Source organism: Acidisphaera sp. L21 (assembly GCF_009765685.1).
GTDB lineage: Bacteria > Pseudomonadota > Alphaproteobacteria > Acetobacterales > Acetobacteraceae > LMUY01.
Genome location: NZ_LMUY01000046.1, coordinates 1 through 872, shown reverse-complemented (window position 1 = coordinate 872; position 872 = coordinate 1). Strand labels below are relative to the sequence as shown.

The 872-nt window shown below is 62.3% G+C and carries 1 protein-coding gene; it reads right to left on the bottom strand.

What is annotated here, in order from left to right:
* Window positions 1–9 precede the first annotated feature (9 nt).
* The gene (locus GSQ76_RS10625; RefSeq protein ID WP_158743892.1) at window positions 10–825 is read right to left on the bottom strand and encodes an IS5 family transposase; all 816 of its coding nucleotides are present in this window, start codon (window positions 823–825) and stop codon (window positions 10–12) included.
* Window positions 826–872 lie beyond the last annotated feature (47 nt).

Here is an 872-nt window from a genome sequence, read left to right as displayed (position 1 = left end):
TAGAGGGTGTTATGCACTCCGCATGAGGTCGGCGGCCTGCCTGAGCATATATCCGACGAAGGCGATGACGTGGAAGCCGGCAAGGGTTGTTGCATAGCGCTCATAGTCTTTGACCAGCCGACGACAGCGCGTTGCCCACGCGAATGATCGTTCGACAACCCAGCGTCGCGGGAGCAGCACAAAACCCCTCTTCGCTTCGGGCAGTTTAACGACATGCAGTTCGATGCCCTCTGCCGCAGCAGCATCAGCGGCCGTGTCCCCAGTATAGCCTTGGTCGACGTAGGCGAGTTTCACGCTGTCGCCGGTTGCATCCTGGATATCGGCGGCAAGGCGCTTCACTGCGACCCGGTCGCCGACATCGGCCGGAGTGACGTGTAGGGCGAGCAGATGGCCCAACGTGTCGACGGCCATGTGTATCTTCGAGCCGCGCTTGCGTTTGGCGCCGTCATAGCCGGCGCGGGTGCCGCTTTCGGGCGTCGAGCGCAGGGTGCGGCTATCGATGACGGCGGCCGTCGGTTCTTCTGCTCGGCCAGCGGCCAAACGTAGCAAGGCCCGCAGATCCTGAGCCAGCGTCTCGAAACAGCCTGCCGCCATCCAGCGTTGCGACTGCTGATACACTGCCGACCAGGGCGGGAAGTCATTCGGCATGGCACGCCAGGCGATGCCGTAGCGGATCACGTAGCGCAGGGCGTTGAAGAGCTCGCGCATTGAGTGGTCGCGCTGCGGGGCCGCCTCCGTCATTAGGGTCAGATATGGGACCACCAGCGACCATTCATCGTCGCTGACGTCTGAAGGATAGGGCTTGCGATGCGGAGCGGGACACATCCGCCCCCATTAAGCCCTAACCTCAAGAAAGTACATAACACCCTCTA

Bases quoted from the DNA above. Each gene is read 5' to 3' on its own strand.
- GSQ76_RS10625 (WP_158743892.1), bottom strand. From the start codon at position 825: ATGTGTCCCGCTCCGCATCGCAAGCCCTATCCTTCAGACGTCAGCGAC.